The sequence below is a fragment of the Streptomyces sp. NPDC096013 genome, assembly GCF_044763565.1.
Taxonomy (GTDB): Bacteria; Actinomycetota; Actinomycetes; order Streptomycetales; family Streptomycetaceae; genus Streptomyces.
This window is the reverse complement of the sequence record NZ_JBIWGK010000012.1, coordinates 132888-155099: the sequence shown is the minus strand read 5'-3', so window position 1 is coordinate 155099 and position 22212 is coordinate 132888. Positions and strand designations below refer to the sequence as shown.

Here is a 22212-nt window from a genome sequence, read left to right as displayed (position 1 = left end):
TCTTTCCAGGGAGAAGCTCCGGCGGTCCGCTGAGCGGAACAGCACGCGACAACCCCTTTGCGGCGCGCCAGGCTCTCCTCTGACGGTTAGACACCGTGCGACGCCCTTGGGAAGGGGTAACCACGTGCACCTGATGGAGTTCCTCAAGTACAGGTCCGTGCCCGGTGCGGCCGTGTCCATCGGGCTCACCCGGCGCTGTCCGCTGCACTGTCGGCACTGCTCCACGGAGTCGCTGATGGACAGTGAGGAGTACCCGGCCCGGATGTTCCTGCGGTTCGCCGAGACGTTCACCGTCGAGAGTCATCCCAAGTTCGTGCTGATGTCGGGCGGCGAGGCGCTGCTGCGTCCCGCGCTGGTGCGTGACATCGCCGAACGGGCCCGCGCGAAAGGCTCGTACACCCACGTGCTGTCCGGACTGTTCTTCGCCCGCAAGCCGCGTATCCCGCGTTCGGTCCGGGCGGCGATCGACGCGGTCGACCACTTCTCCGCCAGCCTGGACTGCTTCCACGAGGAGGAGGTCCCGCGGGAGGCCGTCTTCCGGGTGCTGCACGAGCTGATCGATGACGGCAAGGACGTCAGCCTGCAACTCACCGGCCTCGGACCGGACGACCCCTACCTGGCCGACATCACCGGTGCCGTCCGGCGCGAGTTCGACGACCAAGTGCCCATGCTCGTCATTCCGCTGGCCTCTGTCGGCCGTGCCCGGGAGTGGTTCGCCCGCCACCCCGGCACGGCGCAGCCGGTGACGGCGGAACCGTGCGCGCTGGCGAGCTGGCCGGTGGTCGGCTTCAACGGGCAGGTGACCGGCTGCGGCAACCAGGACGTGATGGACGGCAAGGTGCCGTTGCCCGCGCACCTCTACCTCGGGCACATCGCACGCGACGACTGGGCCACCATCAAGCAACGAACCCTGGAATCACCGATGATGCGGGCCGTACGGACCTTCGGCCCCCGCTATCTGGCGGACGGCCTCGGCGGCGGCTGCGGCAGCGCGGGCTACTGCGACACCTGCTACACGCTCTCCAAGGCCCCCGACATCAGGCCCGGTGTACGGGAGTTGGTCGGCAAGCCCTCGACCGTCGCCGTGGAGGAGCTGGTGAACCGCGCGCTGGTCGACGCCGGGCCGATGTCGTTCGCCCGCAGCTTCGGTGTTCCGGGCTACGCCGACCTCGTCGCCCTCGGCCACACGCCACAGGAGGACCTGGCATGCGCCGGATGACCCATGACGAGATCAGCCGTATCCGCGTGACCCCGGGCGCCAGTGCCCTGCTGTTCATCACGGACCGTTGCCCGGTCGGCTGCGCGCACTGCTCGGTGGACTCGCGTGCCGACAGTCCGCGGATCACCGACTTCACCCTCTTCGAAGCGATCGTTGAACGGCTCTGCGCAGACCCCGACCGCACCATGATCGGGATCTCCGGCGGAGAGCCCTTCGTGGAACGCCGGGGACTCACCTTCGCGACCCAGCGGATCGCCGCCGCGGGCAAGGACGTCGTCGTCTACACCAGCGGCATCTGGGCGGCGGCACCGGACCCGCCCCGCTGGATCCACGATGTCCTCGACCGCTGCGTCTGCGTCTACCTCAGCACCGACGCCTACCACGAGGCAGGCACCGGCCCCGAGCGCTTCGTCAACGCGGCCCGCGCCATCGGCGACCACCAACTGCCCATCGTCGTACAGGTGGTGGACAAGGACGGCGGCCCCGACCGGGCCAGGCAGCTCCTCGCCCTGGCCTTCGGCGACTCCTGGGCGCGGCACGCCGAAGTTGTTCCCACCCCCGGGCTCTCGCACGGCCGCGGCGCCCAGATCTTCCAGCCGGGCACCCGCCACCCCGGCCGCGTCTTCGGCGCCTGTGACTCCGTCATCTCGCCGGTCGTCCGCTACGACGGACGCGTCAGTGTCTGCTGCAACGAGTCCGTGGTCATGGGCGCCGGACCCGCGCTTCTCCGCAAGCAGTGTCACTCCGGGGACGAGGTCGGCACCGCCGTGGACGACTTCCAACAGCACCCGTTCTACCGGGTGTTGGCCGAGGCGGGGGCCGGTCCGCTCACTCTCCATCCCAAGTTCCGGGATCTCGCGGATCGCGGGTTCTCCGACATCTGCGGCCTGTGCTGGGCGATGGCCCGCCGGGTCCGGCCGGACGAGGACGACCCGCTGCTCGACGCGATCCCCCTGCTGGCAAAGGGGACACCGGCATGAGAAACGACCGTGAAGCAGACCACGCAGACGATGTGTCCACGGCGACGAGCACCGCGCCCGAGCCCGCACCTGCACCCGTCCCCACCAACAGCGCGCTGCTCCGGGCGAAGATCGAGCTGCTGATGCCTCGGCTGTTCAAGCTCTCCGCGCGGGTCTGGGACTCACCGGAGCTGGGGGAGTTGTATCCGCGCTACCTCTGCGCCCTGCACATGGCGATCCGGGCCACCGTCCCGCTGATGGAGACCGCGCTGGAGCGGGCGCGGGCCCTGGCGGAGGCCGGCGGCGACCCGGTCGCCGCGGGTACCGCCAGCTACCTCGCCCGGCACATCCGGGAGGAACGCGGACACGACGAGTGGCTGCGCCAGGATCTCGCCGCGATCGGCCGCGACCCGGACGAACCGCTGCGGACCATGCCCACGACCGGCGCGGCCGACCTGGTCGGCGCCCAGTACTACTGGATCCGCCACCACCATCCGGTCTGCCTGCTCGGCCACATCGCGGTACTGGAGGGCTATCCGCCCTCGCCCGACTTCGCCGAGATGCTCCAACGGCGCACCGGTTATCCGGCGGACGGCTTCCGCACGCTACGTCGGCACGCCGCGCTCGACATCCGGCACCGGGACGAACTGATGCGGGCCATCGACCAGTTGCCGTTGGGCCCGGAACATCACACGGCCCTGGGCGTGAGCGCGCTGCACACGCTGCGCGCGACCTCGGTGCTGTTCGAGGAGATCCTCGCGTCCGCCCCGGACCCGGTGCCGCAACTGATCTGAGCCGTCGGGCAGTTGAGAAGTCGGAAGTCGAGAGGTCGGGAGGTGGGTATGCCACGCACCACGGTCGTCACGGAGGGTCCTGGCGCGGTCGCGCAGCGCGCGGGCGTCCTCGTCGCGCTGAGGCACCGGCAGTACCGGCTGCTCTTCTGCGGCCAGGTGCTGTCCGGCTGCGGTGACTGGATCGACTACGTCGCCCTGGTCTCGCTCGTCGCCTACCAGTGGCGGGCGGGCGCTGGTGGACTGGCCGCCGTGGCGGTCGCGGTCGCCGTGCCCTGGCTGGTGGTGGCTCCCGTCGCCGGGGTCTGGGCGGACCGGCTGCCCCACAAGTCGGTGATGATCGGGAGCGATCTGACGCGTGCCGCCCTGGTGCTGTGCTTCCTGACGGCACCCGGACTGCCGGTACTGCTCGGCCTGTTGGCGGTCAAGACGGCCGCGGGAACCCTCTTCATGCCGGCTCAGCAGTCGGCGATCAGGGGCGCGGTCCCTGAGGGGGCACTGCTCGCGGCGACCTCGCTGAACACGTTCGCCAACCAGGCCACCAAGATCGCCGGGCCGGCGCTCGGCGGCCTGGTCCTGTCCCTGGCCGGCGCGCACGGCGCCTTCGCCGTCGACGCGGCGACCTTCGTCCTCTCGGCGCTGATCCTCTCGCGGCTCCGGGCGCGGCCCAAGATACGGAAGCGGACGGCGGCGGCGGGCGCACGGGCCATATGGAGCAAGGGATTCCGCCACGAACTGCGCGAGGGCCTCTCTTATGTCCGCCGCAGCAGGCCATTGCGGACGGCCATCGCCTGCCTTTCCGCCACGCTGTTCCTCGTCTTGATGTTCGACACCCTGTCCCCGCTGCTGCTACCGGAGTTGGGGCTCCCACGATCGCTCTACGGCGCCGCGGTTGCGTCGGTGGCGGTCGGCGCGGCGGTGGGCAGCGTGGCCGTCGGGCACCTCGGGCGGAAGCAGGGCCCGTTCACGATCCTGGGGGCCTCGCAGGCGGCGACCGGCCTCCTCGTCGCGGCGGTCGGGGTGGCGGCGACGGTGGGGGTCCGGATCGCGGCGGTGGCCTGGCTGCCCGTCACCGTGGGGATCGGGTTCTGTTCGGCCGGGATCCTCGTGGTCTTCGGCTACCTCGTCCAGCGGGAGACCCCTCCGGAGCTGATCGGGCGGGTCAGTACGGTCGCGATGGTCGTCCCTACGGCGTTGCAACTCGCCGCGCCACTGGCGGGCGCCGCGCTGGCGACGTGGGTCGGCATCGGCTGGGTGCTGACCGCGGCGGGCGGGGGGCTGGCGCTGCTGGGAGGGGTGTGTCTGACGCCCCGGCGCCGGACCGCAGCCGCTTTCACGACCACGCCCGGGACCGAGAGTTCCCCTCATGAGCTGGGCCGTACACACGGTACGGCCCAGGAAATCCGAATCCGATGCACCGATGCGCAGATGCGCGGATGCGCGGATTCATCCCATCAAGGAGGCAAGTGACATGTCGTTCAACGCCGTTCAGGCACTCAAGGCGAAAGGCCACGACCTCGGGCACGCGACCGAGGCGCAGCTGAGCGTGATCGCGACCCTCTCCGAGGCGGAGGTCACCGTCCTGAACTCCCTCAAGGAGCGACTGGAGGGCGAGGTCACCGCCCACGTCGAGGAGCCCACCGGAGTCATCGTCTGGTAGTTCGCGGCCCGGGGGCCTCCGTTCCCGACCCGACCCGGGCCGTGTCGTCCGGCGCGGCCCGGAAACTCAGTTCCGATCCGACCAGGAGGTACACAGATATGTCGTTCAACGCAGTGCAGGTGCTGTCAGCCAAGGGCCACGACCTCGGGCACGCGACCGAGGCGCAGCTGAGCGTGATCGCGACCCTCTCCGAGGCGGAAGTCACCGTCCTGAACTCCCTCAAGGAGCGACTGGAGGGCGAGGTCATGGCCCACCAGGAGGACGTGGTCACCGGCGTTCTCGTCTGGTAGCCGACACCCAGGCCGAGCCAGGGTGAACGTATTCACCGCCGGCCGTGCCGTCCACAAGACGGCGCGGCCGGCGTCACACACCACCGTGCCGCCCGGGAGGTGTCCTGGCGTACATATGGCAGGAGGCACACAGGCCATGACGACCTCGCAGTACCGACGCCCCCGGACCGGCGAACTGGCCTGGCGAGCCACTGACCTCACGCAGGAGGACGGCGCTCTTCGTACGGCCTGGCCCCGGTCGGTACCGGCACCGGCGCCGTGGGACCTCGACGGTGCTACCGGCGCGGGGGTGCGTGTCTGTGTCCTGGACAGCGGGGTCCAGCCGGACCATCCCCTGGTGGGCGGCCTGACCGCGGCACACGCGGTGGCCGCCGGTCCGGATGGCCGTCCGGGTGTCGTCGAGGACGATTTCGGCGACGCGCACGGCCATGGCACCGCTTGCGCGGGCCTTGTCCGGTCACTGGCCCCGGAGTGCGAACTGACGAGCCTGCGGGTGCTGGGTGCCGAGTCCTCCTGCACGGGAGAGACCCTGCTCACCGGGCTGGGCTGGGCGGTCGAGCAGGGCTTCGACGTCGTCAACGTCAGCTTGTCCACGACCAAGACGGAACTGCGGGACGCCCTGTACGACCTCGCGGACCGGGCGTACTTCGGCGGCACCGTACTGGTGGCCGCCGCCAGCAACCGCCGTATCGAAAGCTTTCCGTGGCGCTTCTCCTCGGTCCTCTCGGTCGGCAGCCACGATCTTCCCGACCCGCGCCGCGTCCTCTACAACCCCAGGCCCCCGGTGGAGTTCTTCGCCCGCGGCACGAATGTCCTCGCAGCCTGGGCGGGAGGCGGCACCCGAGTCTGCGACGGCAACAGCTTCGCGGCGGCCCACGTGACGGGTCTCTGCGCCCTGCTCCTCTCACACCACCCGGGCCTGACTCCGTTCCAGGTCAAGAGCATGCTGCATCTCATGGCGGCGAACGTGGTTGTCGAGTGACGGATGAGAGCGCCTGGACCGGGGGTCACATGCGCTCGTTTTCTGCTTTCCCCGCCGACCGGCTGGACTACCGCCACCGCCGTTGGCCCGCCTTGACCACTGAACAACCGCACCACGACAGAAATGGGGGCCGGTCCCGCGCGTCGCGGGACGGCGACCGAAGAGCCTGGTCAGTAGAGGTGGTCGTCAGCCCGCTCCTCCTCGGGTGTGCGATGGAGGCGCCACACGCCGAAGGCGGCTCCAAGACCGCCGCCCACGAGTGCCGCCACTCCTGTCCCTACCTCGCCGCCCGAGAACCCCGCGGCGAGGAGGCCAGCCAGCAGGGCGCCGATCAGCAGATACATGAAGACGATGAAGCCCGCGGCGAGGTATCGGTTCCTCAGCGGCGGCATGCCACCGCTCACCGTTCCGCTCCCGCATCACGGTCCGCGCCGCACAAGCCCGCAGCGGCACGACCGTCGCAGTCGTTCAACCGCATCAAGTCCTCCCGTCCCCGTCGGTCGGTCCTTCCCTCGGATGTCCCGGAACGGAAGCGGCAACCCCTGCCCGACGAGAGTGATCGAGGAACGGTCAGCCCGTCAGAAGAGGGCGCCGCGCACGTGGGGGGTGAGGTTGTCGAGGAGTTGGCGCAGCCACGGGCTGCTGACGGCCGGCAGCCGGACCAGGGTGTGCCGGAACACCGCACTGTCGACGAGGAACAGGTCACTCGGGCGCGCGGCCCCGTCGAAGTCGTCACGGAGGGCGTCGGCGGGCAGGGCGCCCGATGCGGGGACGGGCAGGTCCGGCCCGGGGAAGGCCATCCACAGCCACACCCCGAACGGGAGGGGCACCAGGTAGGGCGCCGGGTCGTCCGGGGCCCAGGTCCTGCCGGTCTGCGGATGGGACGGCACGAGGAGGATGGGCACGTCTTCGCCCGGAGCCGGTAGTCCCGGTCCGGCCAGGACCGCACACCGTGCCCGCGGGCCCGCGGGCAACAGGGCGTCGAGCGCCCGTTGGAAGACCTGCCCGACCAAGCCGTCGGGAACGGTGACCGGTCGGCCCTCCGAAGCCGCCAGGAGGTGGGCGAGTGCCCGCCCGGCTGCCGCCTCCCACCGGGGGCTCCACGCCCACCAGTAGTTCGTCCAGTGGCCCACCCTCGTCCGCGACCACCATCTGCTGAGCGGCTCGAACGGTGGGATGCCCTTGCCTTCCGCCACCAGCTCGGACCAGGGAAGTGGCGCGGTAGGGGTACCGTCGACGAGAACGCGGCGCACGGCCTTCGGGGCGAGCCACGTCGCCTGCCAGAGTGAGCAGTCGTCGATTCTGCTCGCCACCGGCACCGAGCACTCCGCGCACGCCACATTGGGCCCGTCGGCACCGTCGAGGCCGCAGCAGTAGCCCTCTGCGCGACTTCCCGGGATCAGCATCGTGCCCCTGGCGTCGCCCGGCGCGATGACGATCGCACCGGGTGCGCCGTCGGACAGGGCGTACACGGGTGCGTACACGCCGCGGGCGGCTGCCTCGTCCTGACGGATCTCCTCCCAGCTGCGCCACGGCGGCCCCCAGGGCTCCGGATCCACGGCGAACGTGCCCGACTCCATGAGCACCGGGAGCTGGATCCCGTTCCCGTACGTCTGATGAGCGTGGACCGGCAGCGCGACCTGCGACAGCGGGACCGTCAGCCCGGCCCCACAGCCGGCGCACACGAAAACGAACAAACACCCTCCGTAAAGAAACAGAGGCATCGTCGCAGCCCGGCGGCCGACCGGCCACCGTGTTTTCAGGAGCGCCCGAGCCGGGCCGCCAGGTAGGGCGCGGTGGCGCTGCGGCGGGTCTTCGCCACCTTCGTCGGCGGGCCCGCCGCGACCACCTTCCCGCCCGCGTCGCCGCCGCCCGGCCCGAGGTCGATGACCCAGTCGGCGGTGGCGATGGTGTCCAGGTCGTGCTCGACGAGGACGACCGTGTTGCCGGCGTCGACCAGCCGGTGCAACTGCCGCAGCAGCAGTGCGATGTCCGCGGGGTGGAGCCCCGCCGTCGGTTCGTCGAGCAGGTAGAGCGCGTGCCCGCGGCGGGCTCGCTGGAGTTCGGTGGCCAGCTTGATGCGTTGCGCCTCCCCACCGCTGAGTTCCGTCGCGGGCTGGCCCAGCCGCAGATACCCCAGCCCCACCTCGCGCAACGTCTCCAGACTGCGCGAGGCGGCCGGGACGGCGGACAGGAACTCGGCGGCGGCGTCGACGGACAACGCCAGCACCTCCGCGATGTTCTTCCCGCGGTAGGTGACCTCCAGCGTTTCGGCGTTGTACCGGGCGCCCCGGCAGGTCGGGCACGGCGCGTAGGTGCCGGGCAGGAACAGCAGTTCCACCGTGACGAATCCTTCGCCCTGGCAGGTCTCGCACCGCCCCTCGGGCACGTTGAAGGAGAACCGCCCGGCCGAGTAGCCGCGCGCCCTGGCCTCGTCCGTCGCCGCGTACAGCTTGCGCACCGCGTCGAACATCCCCGTGTACGTGGCCAGGTTGGACCGGGGAGTCCGGCCGATGGGCCGTTGGTCGACCCGGACCAGCCGGTCGAAGGACTCGACCCCCGACGCGTCCCGGACGTCGACCTCCAGCCGCGCCTCCGCGGTCTCCTCCGGTTCCTCGGGTACGAGCCCGAGGTGGCCGCGGACGACCTCGGCGAGCACCTGCGTCACCAGCGTCGACTTCCCGGAACCGGACACGCCCGTCACCGCCGTCAGGACGCACAGCGGTACGTCGACGGACACGTCGCGCAGATTGTGGCGGGAGACGCCGCGCAGGCGCAGCCAGCCCTGCGGCGTACGCGGGCGGTGATCGAGCGGCTCGGCCCGTCCGAACAGGTACTGGCCCGTGGCCGACTCCGCGACCCGCTCAAGGCCGGCGACGGGGCCGCTGTACAGCACGCGTCCGCCGCCCTCGCCCGCGCCGGGGCCGATGTCGACCACCCAGTCCGCCCGCCGTACGACGTCCATGTCGTGCTCCACGACGAACAGGGAGTTGCCCGCCGCCTTGAGACGGTCCAGGACGTCCAGCAGTGGTTCCGCGTCAGCCGGGTGCAGGCCCGCGGAGGGTTCGTCGAGGACGTAGACGACGCCGAACAGCCCCGAGCGCAACTGGGTGGCGATCCGCAGGCGCTGCGCCTCGCCGGGCGACAGGGTCGTAGAACGGCGCCCGAGGCTGAGATATCCGAGGCCCAGGTCGAGCAGTACGTCGATCCGCGCGACCAGATCGCCGCAGATCCGGACAGCGACCTCGGTGGTCTCCCCGGATCGGGCGGTCGACGTGGTGGCGTCGGCCTCGGACCGCTTCGCGACGGGCCGCAGCAGCTCCACGACCTCGGTGAGCGGCAGCGCGTTGATCTCGGCGATGGAACGTCCGGCGAAGGTCACGGCGAGCGCCTCGGGCCGTAGTCCGCTGCCGTGACATACGGGGCAGGGCACACTCCTGACGAACCGCAGCGCCCGTTCCCGCATCTTCTCGCTCTTGGAGTCGGCGAGGACGTGCATGACGTGCTTGCGGGCGCTCCAGAACTTGCCCTGGTACCCGTAGTCGACGCGGTCCTCCTCCGGCTCGATGTACACGGACGGCTGCTCGTCCGTGTACAGCAGCCAGTCCCGGTCCTTCTTCCTGAGCCTGCGCCACGGCCGGTCGATGTCGATTCCCAGACCGTTCACGACACTGCGCAGGTTGGCGCCCTGCCAGGCGCCCGGCCACGCGGCGATCGACCCCTCGCGGATGCTCAGCGAGGGGTCGGGGACGAGCAGGTCCTCGACGACGTCGTGCACGACGCCCAGTCCGTGGCACTCCGGGCAGGCCCCGGCCGCGGTGTTGGGAGAGAACGACTCGGCTTCCAGCCGGGCGGCCCCCGGCGGATAGGTGCCGGCACGGGAGTACAGCATGCGCAGCAGATTCGACAGCGTGGTGATCGTGCCGACCGTCGAGCGCGAGCTGGGCGCCCCGCGTCGCTGCTGCAGGGCCACGGCCGGTGGCAGCCCGGTGATCTCCTGCACGTGCGGTGCGCCCACCTGTTGCAACAGCCTTCGGGCGTACGGTGCCACGGACTCGAAGTAGCGCCGCTGGGCCTCCGCGTAGAGCGTGCCGAACGCGAGCGAGGACTTTCCCGAACCGGAAACGCCGGTGAAGGCGACCATCGCGTCCCGCGGAACGTCGACATCGATGTTCCGCAGGTTGTTCTCACTGGCGCCCCGGACATGCACGAAGGGGTCGGTCGCGTCCTTGTTCACGACTCCTGATTACCTGATCGCACCCGGAACCGCGCGACAGGCACCGCCACCGAGCCCCGCTCGCAGACGCCATCAGGGCCTGACCGGCCAACCCGCAGGAGGTTGCTCCCGCCAAGCGGAAGACGGGAGCAACCGCGGCCGGCCCGGCCTGCCGACGGCCCGGAACCGACTTGTCCACGAGGGCCGCATGGCCCATGGCCGCCGGCTGCCGGAACGTGCATCCTGGCACTTCAGGAAGGACATCACGGCGCCCGCGTGGGGTCGGCACCGGAGTCGCCACCGCGGCCATGCGTCGATCGCCGCGCGCAGTTCGGCGGCGGGGAATTGGAGAGTGTCCAGGGGGGGCGGAGGCGGAGGTGACACCGCCGCCCGCCATGACCTTGATCTGGGTCGCGCCGTGTATGAGTTGCGCGTGCACGGCGGCCAGGACGTCGTCGGAGCCGTCGACAACGCGCATGAACGACAGCGTCTCGGCCCGCGAGGGGTTTTCGCCTCGTCAAACTAACGTGAGTCGGGTCAGCGCGCTGGAGGCGACTGTGTCTGTCCTGACGGCCATCTGCACGGGTGCAGCTGGCTGTCACGGTTCCGTCACGAGTGGTCGCCGTACGGAACCCTGCCGCTCTCCCGGCCTCTCTGCACTCACGTACCAAGACCACACGTACCGCGGGGCAACGACCGACGACCGAAACCCGCGGACGGGACGACTCAGGGGGACGACAGCATGCGTCGCAGCAATGGCATTCGCAGGGTGGCTCTGGCGACGACGGCGGTCACGGCCGTCGCGGCGGCGGTGACGGGCATCCTGCCCGGCACCGCCATGGCGGCGAGCGCCACCGCCTCCGCCCGGCCGGCCGCCTGTCCGGCCTCCGCTCTCCAGGTCAGCGCCTGGCAGGCCGTTCACCGGCCGGTCGGGACCGGGACCGGGGCGGCGGTCGTGCAGTTCACCAACGTGTCCCGCAGGACGTGCGTCCTGAAGGGGCATCCGACGGTCGCGGGTGCCGGCAACGGCTCCCCCTCCCACAACACCCCGCTCAAGGTCACCCCTACCGGCAGGGCGGCCACGGTGACGGTCCGGCCGCACGGCAAGGCGTGGGTGAAGCTGACCTTCGTCCAGGTTCAGGGGGAGGGCGACGGCTACTGTGTGTCGGGCAAGACCCCGGCGGCGTATCCGACGATGGTCATCGGGCTGCCGCACTCCGGGAAGCACCAGGTCGCCCTGAACGACGGGTGGTGGGCCGAGTGCGACAACAAGGTGACCGCCACCCCGGTCTCGGCGGTCAAGCCTTCCTGACCTCCGTCCCCTAAAACGAGCAGCCTGCATGCCGATCGCAAGGCTCTGACCTACGCGTCTACGAGGAACTGCACATGAGTGCAGGTCGGCGGCTCTGCGCACTTTCGGTGTGCTGAGCCGCCGACCTGTGGTGATCAAACTCCGGTGACACGAACTGACGTCCGTCAAAGCCCGATGGCAAACGGTCCTGCTTCCAGGGCGTGCCGGTTTCTTCCACGCACGTGCACCGGCTCGTCGCATCAGCGCTTCTGTGGCCTTCTCGGCCAGCAAAGGGTGTACGAGCCGGACGTATCCGGCTCGCCCCGCCCGTGACTTTCTGAGTGGGGTGAGGTTGCGGGCGCTGTAGGAGATTTTTCCGTGGACCTCGATGACCCCGGCAGCCAGTGCCAGCCGCGCCACATTCACGGTGAGCCGACCGTTTCTGTTTCGGTGCCGACGATGCAGTCCACATAGCCCTCTCTGATGCCGAGTTCGACGCCGGCTCGGCTCCGCCCGTGCTGCAGCCGGCCTCCACGAAGAAGTGCCACTTCGCTGAGACGGGAGTCCTCGGCCACAGCGTGAGACAGCCGCGAACTGGGTCTGGTGGGTCTCGTTAGCATGCTGTCTGTTCGTCATGGCGCGTGATGTGCGTGCCGGGACCGGTTTCCTGGATGCAGGACGCCCGGAGTCCTGGTTGATCATTTCTGTCCTCTACGCAGAATGATCTCGCGACGGGGCCACAGGGTTCGTGGTGCTGCCGCGACCCTCGTGCGCTGGGCTCGCCGGCCATCGAGGTCCGGCCCGCCGCGCACCGAGTGCGTCGCGATCCTTGAACCGGTGGTCGAGGGCTCCTGAACCGCGGTGGTGCGGGTGCGCACGATGCGCGGTGCGGGCGTTGGGGCGTTGTACCGACACTGAAGTGACGCGTGTTCTGACGGTATGTCAGTCTGCGCGGGTTCTGCGGAGGTCCGCTCGACGTCCTGCGAAGCCGATCACCGCCGGGCGTGTGCCGCGTACACTCTGTCGCCGGGTCAGGACCGTGAGCGAGGGGTGAGGCGGTGCTGGTGATGCCAGAGGCCGGGGACAGAATCGCCGACCGTTATCTCCTCCAGGAGCCCATCGGTACCGGCGGGATGGGCGTCGTATGGCAGGCGTGGGACGAGCGGCTGCAGCGGCGGGTGGCGGTCAAGTGCGCGCGCCTGGAGGACGATCTGGCCGGCCGGCGGCTCATGGGCGAGGCGCGCAACGCCGCACGGCTGCACCACCCGAACATCGTGGCCGTCTTCGACTACCTCGACGAGGACTCAGTCTGCTGGATCGTCATGGAGTACGTCCCCTCCCGCAGCCTCGCCCAGATCATGAATGAGCGCGGCCCGCTCACCCCCGAGACGGCCGGGTCGGTCGGCTGTCAGATCGCGGACGCGCTGGTGAAGTCGCACGCCGCGGGCGTGGTGCACGGCGATGTGACGCCGGAGAACATCCTTGTCACCGACGAAGGCCTCGCGAGGCTGACCGACTTCGGGATCTCCCGGGCTCTGTGGAACGACGCCACGCAGACCGCGACAGGCAGTGTCCGCGGCAAACCCCGGTATCTGGCCCCCGAAGTGGCCAAGGGGCAGTCGGTGGGCAGGAAGGCCGACGTGTTCTCGCTCGGCGCGTCCCTGTTCGCGGCGATCGAGGGCCAGTCGCCGTACGGGGAAGCCGACCACCTCATGACCTATCTGGCCCGAGCCGTCGCGGGGCACATCGAGCCCGCGCGCCGGGCCGGTCCACTCACCGAGGCGCTGGCCGCGTTGCTGGAGGTGGAGCCCGGGAGCCGGCCCGACGCCGCGCAGGCACGAGAGCTGCTGACGCGCGCCGCCCCGCCGCCCCCGCACATCCAGGAGCAGTTGGACCGTCAAACCGTGGACCTCGGCTCGTCGACGCTTCCGCTGAGGCGGCTCGTCGGCCGTACCCGGGACAGGCTCACCCTTCCGCTGCCACGGCGTTCCCGCCGTCGCCTGGCGATCACGGCGGCGGCGCTGGCCACGGCGGGCGCGGTCGCGGCCGGGCTGGTCCTCTTCGGCCCGTGGGCCTCGAACGGCACGGACCACAAGCACGAAAGGACCGGCGCGACCGGCTCGGCAGATGGGAAACCCTCGGCCACGGGCCGGGCCGGCACCATCGGCGACGAGCGCACGGCGGACCCCTGCGGGCTGCTCGACGCCGCCTCGCTGAGCCGCTTCGGCGGCACCGAACTCGACCCGGACTACGGGGAGTTCGACCGCTGCGACGTCCTGGTGCGCAACAACAGCGGCAACGACAACGCGGACGTCCAGGTCAACCTCGACTCCCACCGGGACGACTTCGACCACATCCTGTCCACCTACCTGGTCGGAAACCTCACGGTCGTGACCATCAAGCGCGACGGGGCGGCCTGCGAACGGGCCGTCCTGACCGCGGACGGCAAGCAGATCCGCGTCATCGGGAAGCAGCTCAACACGGTGGCGCCGGACCCGTGCCAGATGGCGGACGCCGCCACCGGTCACGTGGTCGGCGTGCTCGCGGACGGCCCCGTGCCCCGGCGTTCGTCGGCGCCCGACGCGAACTCCCTGACCCGGCTGGATGCCTGCACGCTGCTCGACGCCATCGCGCTCAAGCGGCTCCCCGGCGTCAAGATGGCTGACCGGGATCACGGCTTCGGTTCCTGGGACTGCGACTGGTCGAGCGACGATGGCAATCGCGAGGTGCAGATCCAGTACAGCCGGGACAACTCACTGGACGCCGACGACGGAACACTCGTCGACGTCGCCGGCACGAAGAGCTACTTCATCGCAGACGAGGCCGAGGACGACAGCTGCACCGTCCGTACCCCGCACCGCACCTACACGGACTCCGCCGGCAAGCGCACCACCGAACTGTTCCAGCTGACCGTGTACGCTCCGCAGCCGACCAGGCAACTGTGCGAGAGCGCAACGGAGTTCGCGACCGTCGTCGCGGGGAACATCGCGAAGCGGCTGCCGGAGCGCTGACATGGCCGGACCCGGAACACCCGATGCCGTGGGCGGCCGTCTGAGGCTGCCCGCCACCCATGGCAGCCTCGCCCGGGGCGCGTGCGCCCCACTGCCCGGCACCCTCTTCGCGCTCGCGCTGACCGGCGGCATGACGCTCGGGCCCGGCGCCGGCCGCCAGGTCCTGTTCGGTCGTAACCGGCCCGAGGTGCACGTCTGCCTCGGCGAGGACGACCCCCAGGTCAGCCGCCACCAGGGCACGGTGACCCACCGGGGCGGCATTTGGTGGGTCAGCAACGCCGGGCGGCTGCCGCTCCGCTTCGCGGGCGCCCGGCTGCTGTTCCGGGACGAGGACCCACTGCCGCTCGAGCCCGGCTACACCCCGCTGTTCGCCGGCGGTTCCCGCGGCCGCGAGCACCTGCTGGAGGTGTTCGTCACCGGACCCGAGGGCGCGCGGCCGGTACCGCGGCACGGGGACGCCACCCGGCCGCCCCGCCTGTGGGTGCTCACCGAGCAGGAGAAGCTGGCCCTCGTCGTCCTCGGCCGCCGCTACCTGCTGCACGAACCCCGGCCGCAGCCGCTGACCTGGCGGCAGGCCGCCGTCGAACTCGCCGAGGTGCAGTCCGGCGCCGGCTGGACGGACAGGCGCGTCGAGCACCTTGTCAACGGCGTGCGTACCCGGCTGTCCCGCGACGGGGTGCCCTGGCTGACCCGCGAGGAACTCGGCGAACCGGTTGGCAACGCCCTCAACGACCACCTGATCCGGGCCCTGCTGGCCTCGACCACGCTCGTACCGATGGACCTGGCACTGATCGACGCCGCCTGATTCGCCGGGCCGGGCCGCCGGTCAGCCGGGGATGATCACCACGGTCACCGTCCTGTTCCTCGCCGCGCTAGCGTACGGTGCGTCCCGCTGGTCCGCGCGGGCGGTGGTGAAGGCGGTGAGGGGTCTGCTGTTGGCGACGCTCAACTCGCGGGCGGGTGCCGTACCGACCCGGTGCCGGGCGAGGGCCCTTCGTAGGCCGCCCGCGACCGAGCCGATCGACGCACGCGAGACCGGCCATCGCCGCCTGGGAAGCCAGCCAGCCTGTCGACCGAGCACCCTGTCGGTTCCCACGTAGCAGGCGCTGGACCCACGACGGGTGAAAGCCTGCCCGGGCGGCCCGCTTCGTAGGCCCAAGGGCGCGACGGCCGCGCAGGTGCGCGCAGATCCACCGCTCAGCCCCGGGCGTCGACCCGGGGCTCAGCCGCGTCTTCGTGGGGGACGATGCACGCGATGCCGTGCTCAACAACCCCGCCGCGAGCCCGTCACCACGGACTGGTTCAGCTGCGGGTGACGACGAACCGCACGACTTTGCCCCACCCGGCCTGGACCGGGGCCATGCACCACTGGCACAGCGGGCTTCCGCCGGACCCGTACGTTGTGGGTCTTGCGCTGGCACCCGGAACAGCCCGGTTCCCGGGGCAGGTCAGCGCGGACGGGTCGGGCTCCGTGGTCGGGGCGGCGTGGTCTTGCGGTCCCCGCCGGTGGCCAGCGCCGGGGCCGGGCGGAGAGGGTGGACGCGACGTCGACCACCTTCTCGCCGACGGCGGCCAGCTGCTGGGCAAGGATGCGGCCCGGGCCGCGGGCGTCTTCGACGGCGAAGCGGCGCTCGGGCCACTTCTCGCACCAGGGCATGAGCTGCTGGACGGTCCCGGCGTTGACGACGAAACGCGGCTGGGCCAGTTGATGCCCGGCGGGATCGACGACGACGGCGGTGTGAGAGGACTTGCGGGGATCGATACCGATGGTGATCACGGGCACCCTGACCAGGTCTCGACGGGATGGGACGGGCGCGGTGGGCACTCTGACTTGAAGCCTCGGCGGCCACGTGGTCACGCCCCTGTCGAGTCACACCGCACGGCGCCGGCCAGCGGCGGCAAACTCGCATGAACCAGCCCTTGTCGGGTCGGCGTGAGGTCACGCGAGCCCCTGCTGACCGGCACTCTGGACGCTACGGCTGGGACCGTGCGGCTGGGTCCGCTTCAGCAAGTCAGAGGTCCGGCTGAGGCCTGAGAACCAGGTTCTGAGCTTGGGGTCCACTGACGCCGGGCATTGAACCGTCCAGGGCTTCGAACCGGGGGGGTGTTGTGCGCGAGCGGGACAAGGCGTGGGCCATGGGGAAAGACGCCGGCTACGGCAGCTATGTGAGGTTTGCGTGCCCTGCCTATTCGCACCTGTGGGCCTTCGCCGGGCTCCTTGGCGTATTGCAGGGGTGGGGCACCGCGGTCGATCTCGTGCACATCATCAAGGGGGAGGGTGGCTGGTGGCACGGCTGGTTCGCCCCTCTGAGCGGACTCTGGACCGTGTTCTTGATCGGCTGCTGTTTCGTGTCCCGGTACGAGCGGCGCACGGGCGGCCCCACCCCCCGGCTGTACTGCTTCCAGCGCGGAGTCGTCGTGGCCACCGGCGACGTCCTGCGGTCCTATCGCTGGACCGAGCTCACCATGCACCGCAAGGAATGGCGCAGCGGGAGCGGGGAAAGTGCCGACTGGGGGACGCGCATCACTGTGATGGCGCCGGACGGCAGTGTGGTTGTCGTGTTCGAGGGGAACGAGCCGGACCGCGCCGGTTGTTGGGAGATGGAGAAGCTTCACGAGGCAGCGGTGCGCGAACCCGAGGAACCCAGACCCGCGACGCCGTGACGGGGGAGCCGCGCCGGTCATGTCGTCAAGTCCGTCGCCTCCACTCCGTCCACGAACGCCGGCCATGGATCCGGCCGGAATACGAGTTCATCGTTCCCGCGCGCCAGGCGGTGGCGTTTACGGGACGGAAGACTGGTCCTAGCGCTCGGGCCCGATGCGGCGGTACTGCGGTGTACCGGGGCCGGGCAGTGAGCTCCTGACCGTGTACCGGATCCCCCCAACGCACCCCTTCCTTTGGTTGGTTGTACGGGCGGCCGAGACGACCAGCCGCAGGCGTCCGGCCAGGGCGGCGGCGCGCCGCCATTCCGCGTGCCGGGCCACCCACTGCTCCGCCGGGCGGCGAGGAGATCGGGGCGCTCTGGTGGTCCTCGCGCGTCGGCAGGGCCGCGCGCGTGGACGAGGTGTCGGTGCCCAGCCTCAACTTCCCGTACGAGCTCAACCGGCAGGTCGGACCCATGCTCAAGTATGCGGGCGCCACCGTGGACGGGGTCACCAGTTCGGTGTATCCGCCGCTGCTGCAGAGCGCGGCCCGCTACTGATACGGCGACGGTAGTCCAGGACAAGTACTGGAGTGGACGAACCTTCCGCCCGTGGGTATTCGGGGAGGTCGGGTTGTTCAGCTGTCGGCACCGATCTTGGTGGAGTCGACGTCCACCGACGGTGAAGTGCGAGCTCAGGTGGGGTACGGAGCGGGCGCGTTCGGCGTCGATGTCGTTCTTCCATTTACCGACCACGATGGTGGCGACGGCGTTCCCGAGGACGTTGATGAAGACGCGGCCCTCGTTGAGGATGCGGTTGATTCCGACGATCAGGGACAGGGCGGCCAGGGGGATGTGGCCGACTGCGGTGACGCTGCTGGCGAGCATGATGGTCCGTCGGTGCACAGTAACGCGTCGGTGAGCTCGAGCAGTGCGTCGCGTCGCCCGGTGAGGCAGTCGTAGAAGACCCCCGTGAAGCGCGACAGTTCCGCGAACGGCTCGCACTGCCCGCTCTGGCGGATCATCACATCCCGACAAGTGATGCCGTATCACTCATGGCCCGTGCTGCTCCTTGTGGGCTCACCGCAATGCGAACTGTTAGGACCCGGCACCGACGGGGGAGCGGTACCGGGCCTGCGAATCACCGTACTTGTTGGTGCTGTACGGATGAGGCTGTTCCGTGGTGTTGGCGCAGTGAGGGCCCGAAGCAACCGTGGCGTCGGCGGGATGTGTCCATGGCCCACGGCTGGCTCCCTGGGGCTGGCTACTGGACGTCCTTCCTCGGCAGCCGGTCGGCACGCTGTCGTCCAAGCGCGCCGGAATGCTCTCCTGGACGGACGGGGCGGCCATCATCACGGGCGCGCGGCCGACGTCTGGGACGGCGGCTGTCGCCGGTGGGGATCTTTCCAGGCCGAGGTCATATGACCTGGCGGCCCGCGACGTCTCCGCCAGGATCGTCGGCGAGCACGATGGACGCACTGATCCGCTTTCCTACGGGTTCCCGCTGGATCGTGAACGTCTGGCAGAGGGCCATCACGATCTCCAAGCCGTGCCGGCCGATGCGCGTCGGATCCGGAGGCAGGATCAGCGGCAGCGTGGTGCTGCTGTCCCACACGGCTATCCGAACGGCTCCGTCCTCCACCTGCAAGGTCAGCAGACACGGGCCGGGCGCGTACTTACGGGCGTTGGTCACCAGCTCGCTCACCGCCAGCTGGACCATTCCCATCGCCCGGTCGGACACCGGCAGTCCGTGCTCGGCCTGCACCGAGGCGAGGAAGTCACGGGCCAGATCGCGGGCTTCAGCGATCTCCTCGCTGCCCTCGAACGCGGCGGAAACAGCAATGGGACGGGCCACGAACTGCTCGTCCCGTGTGTGAAGGTCCATACATCCGCCTTTTGGCCAAAGCGTTGATGCGCCCCGTCTACCCCAGAAGCGTAAGCTCACTCCTTCACCCGTCCTCAGAGCCGGTACACAGCGCTGTCTGCGACCGGTCGAGAGCGGAAACAGCCTTCCCTCAGTTCAGCTACGGGTGTTGACGAATCCCGCCGCGGGGCCCACGCCGACCGATCAGGCGCCATGCGTCTCTGACACGGAGGGCTGCCGCCGGACCCGTACTTGTGGCTCTTGCGCCGGCACCGGGAACACGGTCCGACCCGGCCCCTGGGGCAGGTCAGTGCGGACGGGTCGGGTTCGGTGATCGAGGGCGGCGGGGGAGTCGTCATCAGCGGGTCCTGCACCGGGTGACATGTTCCAGCCGCTACGGACCGCACGATTGGGCCTTATGGCAGGCCCGTTCGAGCCGCGCCGTCGGGGTGTCAGCGCGGTGATGGTCCTGGTCCGCAGAGTCGGTGTCACCACGCAGTGCAGGCCCGGACCGGTTTTCGGGTCGGTCCGGGCCTGCAGTGCGTGGTGGTTGTCAGGTGGTGGGGGTGGTGGTGCGGTTTCCGGTGGAGTGATGCCGAAGCGGCTGGTGGCGGCGGTGGTGATGGCGTCGTAGGCGAGGACGGCCCAGTGGCCGTGGGTGGCGTCTGCGGGCGGGAACTGCTGGCCGTGGTGGGTGGCGGTGAAGGCCTGGGTGTAGGCGTTGTAGAGGCCGTGGTCGGGGTTGGAGGCGCTGCTGAGCTGCGCGGGGCTGGGGAAGGGTGGATAGAGGACGGTGACGGGGGCGTCCTTGTCTTGTAGCGCCTTCCTCTTCGGGCTGAGGGCTGCGGTGTCGGAGCCGGTGTCGACCAGCAGCACGCCCCCGGCCTGCGGGACCACCGTCCGGCCGCCGCCCTCGATGCGGACACGTGGGTACGACCCCATGGCGCTTCCCCACCGGGAGTTCCTCGGTCCGTGTGGCCAACTGGACCCTAGAAGAGTCCCACCGTTGCAGGCCAGGGGCGTTCTCTGCCTATTTGATCAAGCCTTGGTGCCCCAACTCGTCAGTGCGCAAGGCTTAGGGTGTGCGCCCAGTCGTTCCAAGACTTCACACCGCACTGATCACCTCAGGTGACACGGAAGACCGGCCAGCCGATCTCGGTGCGCCACGCAGCGGGATCGCTTGTGTCACGGGGGCCGACGGCGTAGACCTCCCGTACCGGCCCGGCCACCGACATCGCGTTCTCCACCACCCAGGTCCCGAGTTCGCCGTACGTGACCTCGATGCCGTCGTGCTCGCCGATGTGGGTGGTGACGGCCAGTTCCGCGGCCGGCAGGATCGTGGGGTGTACGCGTCCGGTGCGAGGTGGTGCAGCGGTCGGCAGGTAGACGACCGCGTGACCGCGCTCCTGCTCGAACAGGGCGTTGTCGTAGCTGCCGCCCGGTGGTCCGGTCGCGGCGGAGCCGACGGCCGCCTCCAATTCGGCCATCGCGCCGGCGTACCAGGTCGTGATGTCCCGATGTCCGACTACGGCCTCGACCGCGGCGACCGTCCGGGCGGGCTCCGCACGCAGCTCGACGTCGATCGGCGAGGGGTCGGGGCGGAGCAGGCGGCGCAGCGATACGACCGCGGCCCGGGTGCGCTCCAGCACATCCTCCAGGCGTTGCAGGTGGTCTGTGACCAGGGCTGCCCGGACACCGGGGTCAGGGGTCCGCAGGATCTGCTGCACATCGCTCAGGGGGACGTCGAGCTCGCGGAGTCGGTGGATGACCTGCGCGGTCGGGATTTGGTCGACGGCGTAGTAGCGGTAACCGGTGGTCTCGTCCACCACGGCCGGTTCCAGCAAGGCCGCCTCGTGATACCGGCGCAGGGTCCGGACGCTCAGGTGGGTCAGTCGCGAGAATTCGCCGATGGTCAGCATCCCGTCATTCTGAACGCTCCCCCTGGGGGAGAGTCCGCGGCTTGACCCTCCCGCGCCGTGAGGCCACACGGTGGGCTCATGACACAGCACACCGATCTTCCGTCCGATCTGCTCCCGACCACCGTGCGCGAGTTCTTCGCGGCCCACATCGTCCGCGACGCCGACACCGCGTCGTCGTTCCTCACCGAGGATGCGGTGATCGTCGACCAGGACGAGACCTTCCGCGGCCGAGAGGAGACCTACGCGTTCCTGCGGGACGCCGGGTCCGAGTTCGAATACACGACCGAGCAGATCGGCGCTCACCGCGTCGATGACGCCCACTGGGTGGTCACCGTGCGGCTCGAGGGCACCTTCCCGGGGGGCGTCGCCGAGCTCGACTACCGGTTCGCGCTGCGGGACGACCTCGTCGCCGAACTCGTCATCGCCAACCACCCAGCCTGACCGAACCCACGCCACCTCGATCTTGAGTGGAGAGAAGATGTCTAGTTCAGATCGCGATCGTCTCGACGGTCGCCGGGCGCTGGTCACGGGCGGTTCGAAGGGCTCGGGCAAGGCCGTCGTAGAGAGACTGCGAGAGATGGGAGCCGACGTGTACGTGACGGCGCGAACGATGCCCGACGGGTACGAGCACCCTGACCGATTCATCGAAGCGGACCTGTTGACGATCGAAGGCACTGATGCCGTGGCCGCCCGAATCGCGGAGGCCGGCGCCCTCGACATCCTGGTGCACGTCGTCGGAGGGACGTCGACGCCGGCCGGTGGATTCGCGGTGATCACCGATGACCAGTGGCTCACCGAGCTGAACCTCAACCTCCTTGGAGCGGTGCGGCTGGATCGAGCTCTACTCCCGGCAATGATCGCGTCCGGGTCGGGCGTGGTGCTGCATTTCACCTCGATCCAGCGTGAGCTGCCCCTGCATGACGCGTCCTTGGCGTACGCAACGGCGAAGGCCGGGCTGCGTACATACAGCAAGGGACTTGCCAACGAACTCGCACCGCGCGGCGTACGGGTCAACGCAATCAGCCCCGGCGGAATCGAGACCGAAGCCTACGAAGAATTCGTGGACCGGATCGCCGAGGGCAACGGACTCACACGTGAAGCAGCCAAGCAGACCATCTACGACTCCCTCGGAGGAGTGCCCCTGGGACGATTCGCCAACACCGAGGAGATCGCGGACCTGGTCGGGTTCCTGGTCTCGGACCGCGCCTCGGCCATCGTAGGCGCCGAGTACGTGATCGACGGCGGCACCGTCCCGACCGTCTGAGTGGGGCACCGGCTCCGAGTAGCCACTCGCGAACAGCTCGATCCGACGGCGGAACCCCCTCCTTCACAAGGAGGACTCTCAGACGCTGCTCGGCAGCGCCGAGA

22 protein-coding genes and 1 pseudogene are annotated in these 22212 nt (G+C 70.0%); 14 read left to right on the top strand and 9 right to left on the bottom strand.

Annotation, left to right across the window (positions count from 1 at the left end; translation table 11 throughout):
• Window positions 1-133: 133 nt before the first annotated feature.
• The 7 genes from ACIRB1_RS33760 to ACIRB1_RS33730 all read left to right on the top strand — a co-directional run bounded on the left by ACIRB1_RS33760 (window position 134) and on the right by ACIRB1_RS33730 (window position 5901).
• The gene (locus ACIRB1_RS33760; RefSeq protein WP_403468193.1) at window positions 134-1219 is read left to right on the top strand and encodes a radical SAM protein; all 1086 of its coding nucleotides are present in this window, start codon (window positions 134-136) and stop codon (window positions 1217-1219) included.
• Window positions 1207-2199 carry a radical SAM protein gene (locus ACIRB1_RS33755; RefSeq protein WP_403468074.1) on the top strand — a complete coding sequence of 331 codons (993 nt, stop codon included), beginning with the start codon at window positions 1207-1209 and terminating at the stop codon, window positions 2197-2199. The genes ACIRB1_RS33760 and ACIRB1_RS33755 overlap by 13 nt, the downstream gene beginning before the upstream one ends.
• Window positions 2196-2972: an iron-containing redox enzyme family protein gene (locus ACIRB1_RS33750; RefSeq protein ID WP_403468073.1), complete on the top strand. Its 777-nt coding sequence runs from the start codon at window positions 2196-2198 to the stop codon at window positions 2970-2972. The genes ACIRB1_RS33755 and ACIRB1_RS33750 overlap by 4 nt, the downstream gene beginning before the upstream one ends.
• Window positions 2973-3020: 48 nt before the next feature.
• Window positions 3021-4439, top strand: a complete 1419-nt coding sequence (locus ACIRB1_RS33745) for an MFS transporter (protein ID WP_403468072.1) — start codon at window positions 3021-3023, stop codon at window positions 4437-4439.
• Between the two features lies 1 nt (window position 4440).
• Complete coding sequence (locus tag ACIRB1_RS33740) at window positions 4441-4629, top strand: aroma-sacti cluster domain-containing protein (protein ID WP_403468071.1); 189 nt, start codon at window positions 4441-4443, stop codon at window positions 4627-4629.
• 98 nt (window positions 4630-4727) lie between these two features.
• Window positions 4728-4919, top strand: coding sequence for an aroma-sacti cluster domain-containing protein (locus ACIRB1_RS33735; protein WP_403468070.1), 192 nt, complete (start codon window positions 4728-4730; stop codon window positions 4917-4919).
• 136 nt (window positions 4920-5055) lie between these two features.
• A complete protein-coding gene (locus tag ACIRB1_RS33730; protein WP_403468069.1) occupies window positions 5056-5901 on the top strand; it encodes a S8 family peptidase in 846 nt (281 codons plus the stop codon).
• A 170-nt stretch (window positions 5902-6071) separates the two neighbouring features.
• On the opposite strand, the gene ACIRB1_RS33725 is transcribed toward ACIRB1_RS33730, so the two are convergent.
• The 3 genes from ACIRB1_RS33725 to uvrA form a co-directional block, all read right to left on the bottom strand.
• Window positions 6072-6305, bottom strand: a complete 234-nt coding sequence (locus ACIRB1_RS33725) for a hypothetical protein (RefSeq protein WP_403468068.1) — start codon at window positions 6303-6305, stop codon at window positions 6072-6074.
• A gap of 174 nt (window positions 6306-6479) precedes the next feature.
• Window positions 6480-7598 (bottom strand): hypothetical protein, encoded by a 1119-nt coding sequence (locus ACIRB1_RS33720; RefSeq protein WP_403468067.1) that lies wholly within the window; start codon window positions 7596-7598, stop codon window positions 6480-6482.
• 62 nt (window positions 7599-7660) lie between these two features.
• The gene (gene uvrA, locus ACIRB1_RS33715; protein ID WP_403468066.1) at window positions 7661-10138 is read right to left on the bottom strand and encodes an excinuclease ABC subunit UvrA; all 2478 of its coding nucleotides are present in this window, start codon (window positions 10136-10138) and stop codon (window positions 7661-7663) included.
• A gap of 721 nt (window positions 10139-10859) precedes the next feature.
• Between uvrA and ACIRB1_RS33710 the strand changes: the two genes are divergently transcribed.
• The 3 genes from ACIRB1_RS33710 (at window position 10860) to ACIRB1_RS33700 (ending at window position 15224) form a co-directional block, all read left to right on the top strand.
• A complete protein-coding gene (locus ACIRB1_RS33710) occupies window positions 10860-11429 on the top strand; it encodes a DUF4232 domain-containing protein (protein ID WP_403468065.1) in 570 nt (189 codons plus the stop codon).
• 1046 nt (window positions 11430-12475) lie between these two features.
• Window positions 12476-14419 (top strand): serine/threonine-protein kinase, encoded by a 1944-nt coding sequence (locus tag ACIRB1_RS33705; protein WP_403468192.1) that lies wholly within the window; start codon window positions 12476-12478, stop codon window positions 14417-14419.
• 1 nt (window position 14420) lies between these two features.
• Window positions 14421-15224 carry an FHA domain-containing protein gene (locus tag ACIRB1_RS33700; protein WP_403468064.1) on the top strand — a complete coding sequence of 268 codons (804 nt, stop codon included), beginning with the start codon at window positions 14421-14423 and terminating at the stop codon, window positions 15222-15224.
• Window positions 15225-15245: 21 nt separating this feature from the next.
• Here ACIRB1_RS33700 and ACIRB1_RS33695 read toward each other — a convergent pair whose 3' ends face one another.
• Both ACIRB1_RS33695 and ACIRB1_RS33690 read right to left on the bottom strand, forming a co-directional pair.
• Window positions 15246-15515 (bottom strand): hypothetical protein, encoded by a 270-nt coding sequence (locus ACIRB1_RS33695; RefSeq protein WP_403468063.1) that lies wholly within the window; start codon window positions 15513-15515, stop codon window positions 15246-15248.
• Between the two features lie 168 nt (window positions 15516-15683).
• Complete coding sequence (locus ACIRB1_RS33690; protein WP_403468062.1) at window positions 15684-16196, bottom strand: hypothetical protein; 513 nt, start codon at window positions 16194-16196, stop codon at window positions 15684-15686.
• A gap of 359 nt (window positions 16197-16555) precedes the next feature.
• Here ACIRB1_RS33690 and ACIRB1_RS33685 point away from each other — a divergent pair, with 359 nt between their 5' ends.
• Window positions 16556-17083 (top strand): hypothetical protein, encoded by a 528-nt coding sequence (locus tag ACIRB1_RS33685; protein WP_403468061.1) that lies wholly within the window; start codon window positions 16556-16558, stop codon window positions 17081-17083.
• Window positions 17084-17475: 392 nt separating this feature from the next.
• Window positions 17476-17622: a hypothetical protein gene (locus tag ACIRB1_RS33680; RefSeq protein ID WP_403468197.1), complete on the top strand. Its 147-nt coding sequence runs from the start codon at window positions 17476-17478 to the stop codon at window positions 17620-17622.
• A 192-nt stretch (window positions 17623-17814) separates the two neighbouring features.
• Here ACIRB1_RS33680 and ACIRB1_RS33675 read toward each other — a convergent pair.
• From ACIRB1_RS33675 to ACIRB1_RS33660, 4 genes and pseudogenes are all read right to left on the bottom strand, one after another.
• Window positions 17815-17949, bottom strand: a pseudogene (locus ACIRB1_RS33675) (C4-dicarboxylate transporter DctA); the annotation flags it as partial.
• 529 nt (window positions 17950-18478) lie between these two features.
• Window positions 18479-18946, bottom strand: coding sequence for an ATP-binding protein (locus ACIRB1_RS33670; protein WP_403468060.1), 468 nt, complete (start codon window positions 18944-18946; stop codon window positions 18479-18481).
• Between the two features lie 183 nt (window positions 18947-19129).
• On the bottom strand, window positions 19130-19867 hold the full coding sequence (locus ACIRB1_RS33665; protein ID WP_403468059.1) for a hypothetical protein: 738 nt from the start codon (window positions 19865-19867) through the stop codon (window positions 19130-19132).
• A gap of 182 nt (window positions 19868-20049) precedes the next feature.
• Window positions 20050-20844, bottom strand: a complete 795-nt coding sequence (locus ACIRB1_RS33660; protein WP_403468058.1) for a MerR family transcriptional regulator — start codon at window positions 20842-20844, stop codon at window positions 20050-20052.
• Window positions 20845-20922: 78 nt separating this feature from the next.
• Between ACIRB1_RS33660 and ACIRB1_RS33655 the strand changes: the two genes are divergently transcribed.
• The gene (locus ACIRB1_RS33655) at window positions 20923-21285 is read left to right on the top strand and encodes a nuclear transport factor 2 family protein (RefSeq protein WP_403468057.1); all 363 of its coding nucleotides are present in this window, start codon (window positions 20923-20925) and stop codon (window positions 21283-21285) included.
• Window positions 21286-21322: 37 nt separating this feature from the next.
• Window positions 21323-22108: an SDR family oxidoreductase gene (locus ACIRB1_RS33650; protein WP_403468191.1), complete on the top strand. Its 786-nt coding sequence runs from the start codon at window positions 21323-21325 to the stop codon at window positions 22106-22108.
• Window positions 22109-22212: the final 104 nt, after the last annotated feature.

Excerpts from the sequence above, each read along its gene's own strand:
- ACIRB1_RS33760 (WP_403468193.1), top strand. The coding sequence starts at position 134 with ATGGAGTTCCTCAAGTACAGGTCCGTGCCCGGTGCGGCCGTGTCCATC.
- ACIRB1_RS33755 (WP_403468074.1), top strand. The coding sequence starts at position 1,207 with ATGCGCCGGATGACCCATGACGAGATCAGCCGTATCCGCGTGACCCCG.
- ACIRB1_RS33750 (WP_403468073.1), top strand. The coding sequence starts at position 2,196 with ATGAGAAACGACCGTGAAGCAGACCACGCAGACGATGTGTCCACGGCG.
- ACIRB1_RS33745 (WP_403468072.1), top strand. The coding sequence starts at position 3,021 with ATGCCACGCACCACGGTCGTCACGGAGGGTCCTGGCGCGGTCGCGCAG.
- ACIRB1_RS33740 (WP_403468071.1), top strand. The coding sequence starts at position 4,441 with ATGTCGTTCAACGCCGTTCAGGCACTCAAGGCGAAAGGCCACGACCTC.
- ACIRB1_RS33735 (WP_403468070.1), top strand. The coding sequence starts at position 4,728 with ATGTCGTTCAACGCAGTGCAGGTGCTGTCAGCCAAGGGCCACGACCTC.
- ACIRB1_RS33730 (WP_403468069.1), top strand. The coding sequence starts at position 5,056 with ATGACGACCTCGCAGTACCGACGCCCCCGGACCGGCGAACTGGCCTGG.
- ACIRB1_RS33710 (WP_403468065.1), top strand. The coding sequence starts at position 10,860 with ATGCGTCGCAGCAATGGCATTCGCAGGGTGGCTCTGGCGACGACGGCG.
- ACIRB1_RS33705 (WP_403468192.1), top strand. The coding sequence starts at position 12,476 with ATGCCAGAGGCCGGGGACAGAATCGCCGACCGTTATCTCCTCCAGGAG.
- ACIRB1_RS33700 (WP_403468064.1), top strand. The coding sequence starts at position 14,421 with ATGGCCGGACCCGGAACACCCGATGCCGTGGGCGGCCGTCTGAGGCTG.
- ACIRB1_RS33685 (WP_403468061.1), top strand. The coding sequence starts at position 16,556 with ATGGGGAAAGACGCCGGCTACGGCAGCTATGTGAGGTTTGCGTGCCCT.
- ACIRB1_RS33670 (WP_403468060.1), bottom strand. The coding sequence starts at position 18,946 with ATGGACCTTCACACACGGGACGAGCAGTTCGTGGCCCGTCCCATTGCT.
- ACIRB1_RS33665 (WP_403468059.1), bottom strand. The coding sequence starts at position 19,867 with ATGGGGTCGTACCCACGTGTCCGCATCGAGGGCGGCGGCCGGACGGTG.
- ACIRB1_RS33660 (WP_403468058.1), bottom strand. The coding sequence starts at position 20,844 with ATGCTGACCATCGGCGAATTCTCGCGACTGACCCACCTGAGCGTCCGG.
- ACIRB1_RS33655 (WP_403468057.1), top strand. The coding sequence starts at position 20,923 with ATGACACAGCACACCGATCTTCCGTCCGATCTGCTCCCGACCACCGTG.
- ACIRB1_RS33650 (WP_403468191.1), top strand. The coding sequence starts at position 21,323 with ATGTCTAGTTCAGATCGCGATCGTCTCGACGGTCGCCGGGCGCTGGTC.